The organism is Amycolatopsis sp. NPDC039088, from assembly GCF_055598845.1.
Genome location: NZ_JBVKAE010000022.1, coordinates 158,313 through 166,477, shown reverse-complemented (window position 1 = coordinate 166,477; position 8,165 = coordinate 158,313). Strand labels below are relative to the sequence as shown.

Genomic DNA, 8,165 nt, shown 5'->3' with positions numbered 1-8,165 from the left:
ATCGGGCCTCTGCTGGTCGTGATCATGATGTGGTGTCTAGATCACTAGCAGAGGCCCGACCCATACCCACCATCGGGATCACAGACAGGCTCTAAGAGCCGACAGTGCTTTAGGTGCCTACAGCGAGCAAGTCGGGACCGGGTGTCCGTGAAGGACTCCTTGAGGGACTCTGGGTCCCTCAAGGAGTCCTTCACGGATCTGGAAGGGCGCCAGTGACCGTTGGCTGCAGAGCCCGAATCGCCACTCACGAGCCATTTCACTCAGTAGAGCGTGTAGCCGCCGTCCACCGCGAGCGTCACGCCGGTGACGTAGGACGCCGCGTCCGAGAGCAACCACATCGCGGCCTGCGCCTGCTCGACCGGCTCACTGCCGCGGCGCAGCGCGTGCGTCGCCTCGACCGTCTTCACGTAGTCCGGATTGAGCTTGATGTACTCCAGGTACATCGGCGTCATGGACGTCGAAGGACCGATCGCGTTGACTCGGATTCCCCGCTCACCGTATTCGGCCGCGGCCGCCTTGGTGAGCCCCATCAGCGCGTGCTTCGACGCGGTGTACTCCGCCGCCTTGGGGATGTAGACGAACGCACCGACGGAAGCGGTGTTGACGATCGAACCCCCGCCGGTTTCGAGCATCGCCGGAATCTCGTGCTTCATGCACAGGAACGGCCCGGTGACGTTGATGGCGAAGATCCGGTCGAAATCGGCACGGTCGATGTCGGCGAGCAGTTTGCCCGTGTTCGGGACACCCGCGTTGTTGAACGCGCCGTCGAGCCTGCCGTAGGCGGACACGGCGGCGTCGACCATCGCCTTCACCTGGTCCTCGTCGGTCACGTCCGTCGCGACGAACTGGACCTCGTGTCCCTGGCCCTTCAATTCCTTCGCCAGGGCTTCCCCCGCGTCCTCCGTGCGGTCGGCGATGGTGACCTTGGCGCCGTTCTCCGCGAAAAGCCGTACGGCGGCCTCGCCGATGCCACTGGCCCCACCGGTGACGATGACGGATCTGCCCGCGATTCCGGACATGTCGTGCTCCTTCTGCCTTACCGGGCGGGACTTCAGACCGCGAGGTCCGTCTCGGGACCGATGTACTCCTCGGCCTGGACGACCTTGCCGCCCTCGACGGTCGCGATCTGGATGAGGTGGACCTTGACCTCGGGCCCGTCCTCCCCCTGCGGCTTGAGCACACCCGAGGTCTGGGCGAAGAAACCCTTCTCGGTCAAGGTCACGCGGGAGTTGATGAATTCCGGTAGACCGCCGCGGTCGTGCACCGCGTCGATGGCCGCCTTGAGCGACATCCACTTGTCGTCGGCGCTGTGCCACACCCGGCAATCCGGTGCGCAGATCTCGTAGAAGTGATCGACATCGGTCAGGGCCTTGAGCCAGCCCTGTGCGAGTTCTTCCTTGGTGGCTTCGGACATCGTCGTCCTCACTTTCCTGGGGTTACGGGGATCTGCTCCGACGATAGGGAGCCGACGAGGGCCTCACTGTCCAAGAATCTGGACACTCAGGACTCGTCCGCGTACAGCACTCCGGCCGTGATCAATTCTTCGATCTCTTCCGCGGTGAGCACTTCACCGGCCACCGCGCGGGTGTCGGCACCGACCTTCGGCGCGCGACCGGGGCGGTCCGGGCGTTCGCCGTCGAACGTCCAGGGTGGACGGAGAAGCGCGAGACCGTCGGCCTGGCGTTCCACGAGATCGAGATGCCTGACCTGTTCGTGGTCGAGGTAGCCGTTCATCGACAGCACCGGGGCGAACGGGACGTCGTGGTCGGTGAGGACCTGTTCCCAGTGCTTCTTCGGCTTGGCCGCGAACTCCGCTTCGACGATGGGCACCAGCTCGAAGTAGTTCGCCTCGCGGGCCCGGTACTCGGCGAAGCGCGGATCCTCCGTGAGATCCAACCGGTCCATCGCCCGGCACAGCGAGGTCCAGAACTTCTGCGACGACGACAGGTGCACGGCCAGATACTCACCGGTCGACGTCGGCACACAGAAGTTCTGCGCCTGCGGGTGACGGCTCGTACGGCTGGGATCGTGGCCGAGCTCGAAGGCCTGGGTCACGCCGTCAGTGATGAGGACGCTCACCGCCTCCATGATGGAGGTCTCCATCCGCTGCGGCTGTCCGGTCTTCAGCCTGCCCACCAGCGCGGCCAGCACACCGGTCGCCGTGCTGAGCCCGGTGACCAGATCCGCGCTCAGACCGCCGGCGAGTTGCGGATGGTCGCCGTCGCTGAACAACGAATAGAGGCCGCCGAACGCGTGGCCGATCGTGTCGTAGGCCGGCCGGTTCGCCAGCGGCCCGGAGGTGCCGAAACCCGTGACGGAGCCGTAGATGACGTCCGGACGCAGGGCCCGGCAGTCGTCGGGCCCCAGGCCCATCGCGGCGACCTTGCCGGGCCGGAGGTTCTCGAGCACGACGTCGAAACGCGGAACGAGCGCTTTCACCACGGCGACGCCGTCGGCCGATTTGAGATCGACCGCCAGACTGCGTTTGCCGGTGTTGTACTGACGGAAATATGAGCTGCGGTCGTTCTGGTGGCGGCGGAAGTCCTCGCCGGAGCCGGGGCGTTCCACCTTGACCACCTCGGCGCCGAGCGCGCAGAGCATCGAGGTCCCGAACGGAAGCGCGATGTAGCCGCCGATTTCGAGGATCCGGATGCCGTCGAGCGGCTTGTGCTGCATGCTTCCTGCCTTCCGGAGAATTCTACATATTTTATATAATCTACGGTAGGGTCGGTCAAGGCAGCGAACGACAAAGGAGCCGAACGCGATGAGTACGCCGACCGAACTCTGGCAAGGCCAGTACGACAAGTTGTTCATCGGCGGCCAGTGGGTGACGCCCGTGTCCGACCGGATCATCGAGGTGGTCTCCCCCGCTACCGAGCAGACGGTGGCGCGCGTACCGGAAGCCGTCGAAGCGGACGTCGACGCCGCCGTGGCCGCGGCGCGCGAAGCGTTCGACAACGGTCCTTGGCCCCGGCTGCCGCTCGACGAGCGCATCGCCGTTCTCCGCAAGCTCAGTGCGGAACTCGCCGCCCATGAGACAGAGGCTGCTCACCTGGTGAGTACCGAAATGGGCTGCCCGATAACGCTGTCGACCAAGATGCAGGCGATGGGCCCGCGCCTGCTGCTGGATTCCTTCCTCGACCTGGCTCCCACGTACCCCTGGTCGGACACCCGGCGGTCCGCCACCGGGCACGCCCTCGTCACCCGCGAGCCCGTCGGCGTCGTCGCGGCGATCGTCCCGTGGAACGCGCCGCTGCTGATCACCATGATCAAACTCGCCCCGGCCCTGCTCGCCGGCTGCACCATGGTCGTCAAACCGTCGCCGGAGACACCGCTCGACGCGTACCTGCTCGGTCACCTCCTGGAGCGGGCGGGACTGCCTGGGGGCGTGGTGAACATCGTGCCGGCACAGCGGGAAGTCAGTGAACATCTCGTGCGCCATCGCGGCGTGGACAAGGTGTCCTTCACCGGGTCCACGACGGCGGGTCGCCGGATCGCCGCACTGTGCGGGCAGGACTTGCGGCGCGTGACGCTCGAACTGGGCGGCAAGTCGGCCGCCGTCCTGCTCGAGGATGCCGATCTCGACGCCGCGATCGGCGCCGTCCGCGCGGTTTCGCTGCGCAACAGCGGCCAGGTGTGCAGCAACAAGACGCGGATCGTGGTAGCCCGGTCGCGGCGGGACGAACTGCACGACCGGCTCGTCGACCTCATCTCCTCGATGCCCGTGGGCGAGCCGCTCGACCCGGCCACCGAGGTGGGCCCGATGGTGAGCGCGGCCCAGCGAACCCGCGTCGAGGGTTACATCGCCGAGGGCAAGGCGTCGGGCGCGTCCGTCCTCGTGAGCGGCGATCGTCCCGAGGGCCGTGGCTGGTACGTCGCGCCGACGGTCTTCGCCGACGTCGACCCCGACGCGAAGATCGCGCAGGACGAGATCTTCGGCCCGGTGCTCACCGTGCACACCTTCGACACAGAGGCCGAAGCGGTCGCCATCGCCAACAACTCGGAGTACGGCCTCAACGGCTCGGTGTTCGCCGCCGACCCCGAACGCGCGCTGTCGGTCGCGCGGCGGATCCGGACCGGGACCGTGGAGGTCAACGGCAATCCGGTGGGCTTCACCGCGCCCATCGGCGGTTTCAAGAACAGCGGCATCGGCCGTGAGGCGGGCCTCGAAGGGTTCGACGCGTACGTCGAGCTGAAGTCCTACGGCCTCCCCCACTGAAAGGCGGCAAGCATGGGAAACCTCGAAACCGCGGTGGCGCGGCTCGTCACCGGACTCACTTACGACCGGATCCCGGCGGACGCGCTCGCCGGTGCCCGGCGCCTCCTGCAGGACCAGCTCGGGCTGCAGGTCGGCAGTGCGGCTCTCCCGTGGAGCCAGGCGATCCTCGACGTCACCCGCGCCGCGCACGTGCCGGGCACCGCGCATGTCACCGCGACCGGGGACGCGATGGGCGCCGCCGACGCCGCCTTCGTCAACGCGACGTTCGGGCACGGCTTCGAGTACGACGACGCGCACCGCGCGAGTTCGTCCCATCCCGGGAGTTGCGTCGTCTCCGCGGCGCTCGCCGTCGGTGAAGAACTGGGCGCCACTCTGGGCGAGGTGGTCACCGCCGTCGTCGCCGGGTACGAGGTCTACACCCGGATCGGAAACCTCGCCGCCCCCGAACTGCTGGAGCGAGGCTTCCACCCGCACGGACTGCTGTCGAACTTCGGTGCCGCCGCGGTGACGGCCAAACTGCGCGGGTTCGACGTCGAGACCACGGTGCACGCGCTCTCGATCGCGCTGAGCCACGCCTCGGGCACGACGGAGTACACGTCGTCCGGGGGATCGATCAAACGCGCGCACTCCGGTATCGGGACCCGCAACGGCATCCATGCCGCGGAGCTGGCCGCGGCCGGCATCACCGGCCCGACGACCTTCCTCAGCGGCCGCAAAGGCTTCTTCCAGACTTTCGCCGGACGCTCGGTTCCCGACACCGCCGCCTTCGACCTGGACCAGCCCTTCGAGATCACGCGGGTGTGGATCAAGCCGTACTGCTGCTGCGGGATCAACCACGCCTACATCGACGGCGCTCGCCAGATCGCCTCACACGCCTCGGAAATCGACTCGGTGCTGCTGGGCATCCAGACCGGTGGCGACATCATCATCGGTAACCAGAACGCGAACGCCTACGCGCCGAAGATCATCGAGCATCTGCAGTACAGCCTGCCGTTCCAGTTCGCGTTGTCGGTTCTGGGCTACGGCAACGGCTTCACGACTCATCACGACTACCTGGCTGGACGCCTCGACCTCGGTGAGGACAGCGACATCGCCACGATGGCCCGTCGGGTCAAGATCGAGGTCAAGCCGGAGCTGGACCGGGCGTATCCGGGCCGTTGGGTCGGCGACATCACCGTCACCTACCGGGACGGCGCCACCGAGCACGTGTTCGTCGACAATCCCGCCGGTACGGCGGAGAACCCGATGTCGCAAGAGGATCTGGACGCGAAGTTCCGCGACGTGACCGTGTCCACTATGGGCACCGAGCGGAGCGAAACGCTGCTGAAGGCGATCCGGACGCTGGACCCCGACCAACCGGTCGGCGAGTTCGCCGCCTTGCTGAGGGCCTGAAACGCGTTTAGTCCTCTGGTTGCGATGGAACGAATCGCAACCAGAGGACTAAACGCTAGGCGCGGAAGATCGTCTTGTACTCCAGGTAGGCGTCCACACTCTGCGGACCCAGTTCGCGACCGATCCCGCTCTGCTTCACCCCGCCGAACGGCGTCTCGATGGGCAGTGTCGAGGTGTTCACACCGATGCTGCCGCTCACGATCCGGCGGGCCACCTCCGTCGCCCGGTCGAGATCCGGCGAGAACACCCCGCCGCCCAGTCCGTAGTCCGAGTCATTCGCGATGGCGACGGCCTCGTCGACGCTCTCGTAGGGCATCACCACCAGCACCGGCCCGAAGATCTCCTCACGCGCGATCCGCATGTCGTTCGTGACGCCGCGGAAGATCGTCGGCTCGACGTAGTAGCCGCGGTCGAGTCCCTCGGGTCGCCCACCACCGAGGACGAGCTCGGCGCCTTCGGAACGGCCGAGTGCGATATAGGACTCGACGCGCTCGCGCTGGGTGGCGTTCACCAGCGGTCCGAAGAAGTTCCCGGGGTCCGTCGGATCCCCCTGCGGAATGGCGCTCATCGTCGCGCACAGCATCTCGATGATCTCCTCGTACCGTGACGCGGGTGCGAGCACCCTGGTCAGCGCCCGGCACGTCTGCCCGGTGTTCGGCGCGCACGCCGACATCACCAGCGGCCGGAAGGCGTCGAGGTCGACATCGTCGAGCAGGATCCCGGCGGACTTGCCGCCGAGTTCGAGGGTGACGTGCTTCAGCTGCTTCGCGCATTCGACCGCGATCGCCTTGCCCGCGACCGTCGAGCCCGTGAACGCGACCTTGTGCACACCGGGATGCGCGACCAGGGCGGCGCCGGTTTCACGCCCGCCGGTGACGATGTTGACGACGCCGTCCGGGATCCCCGCGGCGGTCAGGATCTCGGCGAACACGAACGCGTCCAGCGAGGTCTCCGGCGCGGGTTTGATCACCGCGGTGCATCCCGCGGCCAGCGCGGGGCCGAGTTTCCACGCGATCAGCGGCTGCGGGCCGTTCCAGGGAGTGATCGCGCCGACCACGCCGACGGGTTCCCGGCGGACGACGGCGTCTCCGCTCGCGGTCTCGACGTGGCTCTCCGTCTCCAGTTTCTCCGCCAGCGAAGCGAAATACCGATAGGTGATGGGGACCTGGCTCTGCATCGCGCGGGTGATGCTGATCGGTGTGCCGTTCTGGCGGGTGACCAGTTCCGAGATCTCCTCGGACCGGGCTTCGAAGGCGTCCCCGATCGCGCGGAGATACCCGGCGCGTTCGGCGGGCGTCCGGGCAGCCCACTGCTCCCCCGCCGCCGTCGCCGCTCCGACAGCGGCGTCGACGTCGGTCGCATCGCCGTCCACAATGGACGCGAAAGTCTCTTCGGTCGCCGGGTTCGTGACCGGGATGCGATCAGCGGAGTGCGCGGGGGTGAGACTGCCGTCGATGAAATGGTTCGTCATGGGGACTCCAGGGATTTCAGAACTCGATGACGGCTTTGCCGCCGGTCTGCCGGTCGAAGGCCTCGTAGGCCTTGACCGCGTCGTCGAGCCGCCAGCGGTCGGTGAAGACGCGGTCGACCTCGACGTCGTGCGCCGCGATGAACCGGGCGCAGTCGGCCTGCCCGACCACGGAGAACGTGTACGAGCCGAGCACGGTCAGCTGTTTGCGGATCAGATCCGGGCTGACGTCGAGGGTGACGTTCGAGCCCTCGCCGACGAAGGCGACCGTGCCCCACTTGGCCGCCGACTTCACCGCGGCGGCTCGTGCGGGCGGGGCTCCGGAGCAGTCGAGGGCCTTCGTCACGCCCTTGCCACCGGTGAGGTCCCGGATGGCTTCGATGGGATCGGTGGCGCTCGAGTCGACGGTCTCCGCGGCCCCGAAGTCCGTCGCCCGCTCGACCCGTGCGCGCTCGATGTCGACCGCGATCACCCTGGCGCCCATCGCGGCGGCGAGCTGCACCGCGGACTGGCCGACCGGGCCTTGGCCGAACACGGCGATCGAGTCGCCGGCACCGACGCGCAACCGGGTCAGCGCGCCGAAGGCCGTGCCGGTCCCGCAGGAGATCGCCGCCCCGGCGGCGAAACTCAGTTCGTCCGGCAGCGGGACGAGGGTGCGGGCGGGCACTTTGAGGAAGTCGGCGTGCCCGCCGTGCGCGGTCGCGCCGTAGATGACGTTCCCGCGTTCGCACAGTTGCGGCCAGCCGGTGCGGCACTGGTCGCAGAACCCGCAGCCGTCGTAGTGGTGGACCATCATCCGGTCGCCCACGCGGACCGCGCGGGGATCGACGTCCGCGCCCACGGCGGCGACCACACCGCAGGGTTCGTGTCCGCCGATGATCCCGGCGTCGTCGCCGGTCAGGCCGAACGCGGCGAGTGCCTGTCCGGCCGGGGCCCGGTAGAAGTGCAGGTCGCTGCCGCACATCCCGGACGCCTTGATCTCCAGCACCGCTTCGTCGCGGCCTGGAGCGGGGTCGTCGAAATCCTGGATCTCGACGACCCGGTCGCCCTTGAAAACAACTCCACGCATGTTCTTTTCCTTGCGCT

The 8,165-nt window shown here is 67.7% G+C and carries 7 protein-coding genes; 2 read left to right on the top strand and 5 right to left on the bottom strand.

Translation table 11 applies throughout. The features are described 5' to 3' along the window. Positions 1 to 260 precede the first annotated feature (260 nt). From ACZ7KI_RS26875 to ACZ7KI_RS26865, 3 genes are all read right to left on the bottom strand, one after another. Positions 261 to 1,019, bottom strand: coding sequence for an SDR family NAD(P)-dependent oxidoreductase (locus tag ACZ7KI_RS26875; protein WP_470275843.1), 759 nt, complete (start codon positions 1,017 to 1,019; stop codon positions 261 to 263). A gap of 32 nt (positions 1,020 to 1,051) precedes the next feature. Next, positions 1,052 to 1,414, bottom strand: coding sequence for a hypothetical protein (locus ACZ7KI_RS26870; protein WP_470217880.1), 363 nt, complete (start codon positions 1,412 to 1,414; stop codon positions 1,052 to 1,054). An 86-nt stretch (positions 1,415 to 1,500) separates the two neighbouring features. After that, the gene (locus ACZ7KI_RS26865) at positions 1,501 to 2,676 is read right to left on the bottom strand and encodes a CaiB/BaiF CoA transferase family protein (protein ID WP_470275842.1); all 1,176 of its coding nucleotides are present in this window, start codon (positions 2,674 to 2,676) and stop codon (positions 1,501 to 1,503) included. Between the two features lie 88 nt (positions 2,677 to 2,764). Here ACZ7KI_RS26865 and ACZ7KI_RS26860 point away from each other — a divergent pair, with 88 nt between their 5' ends. Then, on the top strand, positions 2,765 to 4,219 hold the full coding sequence (locus tag ACZ7KI_RS26860) for an aldehyde dehydrogenase (RefSeq protein WP_470275841.1): 1,455 nt from the start codon (positions 2,765 to 2,767) through the stop codon (positions 4,217 to 4,219). Between the two features lie 12 nt (positions 4,220 to 4,231). Further along, positions 4,232 to 5,611: an MmgE/PrpD family protein gene (locus ACZ7KI_RS26855; RefSeq protein ID WP_470275840.1), complete on the top strand. Its 1,380-nt coding sequence runs from the start codon at positions 4,232 to 4,234 to the stop codon at positions 5,609 to 5,611. 55 nt (positions 5,612 to 5,666) lie between these two features. Here ACZ7KI_RS26855 and ACZ7KI_RS26850 read toward each other — a convergent pair whose 3' ends face one another. Next, positions 5,667 to 7,082 carry an aldehyde dehydrogenase gene (locus tag ACZ7KI_RS26850; protein WP_470275839.1) on the bottom strand — a complete coding sequence of 472 codons (1,416 nt, stop codon included), beginning with the start codon at positions 7,080 to 7,082 and terminating at the stop codon, positions 5,667 to 5,669. Positions 7,083 to 7,098: 16 nt separating this feature from the next. Then, positions 7,099 to 8,148, bottom strand: coding sequence for a zinc-dependent alcohol dehydrogenase family protein (locus ACZ7KI_RS26845; protein WP_470275838.1), 1,050 nt, complete (start codon positions 8,146 to 8,148; stop codon positions 7,099 to 7,101). Between the last annotated feature and the right edge of the window lie 17 nt (positions 8,149 to 8,165).